This window comes from Pantoea sp. ANP04 (genome assembly GCF_041982285.1).
In the GTDB taxonomy this organism is placed as follows: domain Bacteria; phylum Pseudomonadota; class Gammaproteobacteria; order Enterobacterales; family Enterobacteriaceae; genus Pantoea; species Pantoea eucalypti.
Window position 1 is genome coordinate 1 of sequence record NZ_JAUTYS010000182.1, and the last position, 523, is coordinate 523.

1 protein-coding gene is annotated in these 523 nt (G+C 54.1%); it reads left to right on the forward strand.

Annotated features, from left to right (window positions below; all coding sequences use genetic code 11):
• A partial coding sequence (locus Q7C21_RS22995) for a MarR family transcriptional regulator (protein ID WP_375151237.1) occupies positions 1-523 on the forward strand: 523 nt, incomplete at both ends.

A 523-nucleotide genomic window follows, 5' to 3' on the forward strand; every position in this document is an offset into this window, starting at 1 on the left:
GATCGTACTTGACGAGCTCTTCGCCTCACAAACCACGCGTACCGCCACCGAGCTGGCATCGATGTGCTCATTGACGCCTAGCGCCATGAGTTATCACTTGCGAGCCTTAGAAAAATACGGATATGTAGCGCGCGCTGCCAGCGAGGGCGACGCGCGCGAACGTCGCTGGCGCGCCGCCGGTGAGCGTTTGGAACTAAACACTCAAATTGACTCGACGAATGCGAAGACCGCCTATCTTAACGTGCAATTAAACGCGTTCCGCACTCGGCTCAACGCAGAAGTTGAACGCAGAGAGGCTGAAGCCAAGGCAGGAATCATGCCTGCGGCGGACCGTCCACCCATGCTGACTAGTGGTTTAGTCTTCCTTCCTGAGGCTAAACAGAAGGAGTTTAATCGGCGTTTATTGGAGCTCGTTTATGAGTATGAGGCAATGGCCACGGCCGAAGAACGCAACATCGACTCAAAGCGTATGTTCTACTTAATCTCATTACTACCCGAGTACCAGCACCTGGGTAGTGAGGTG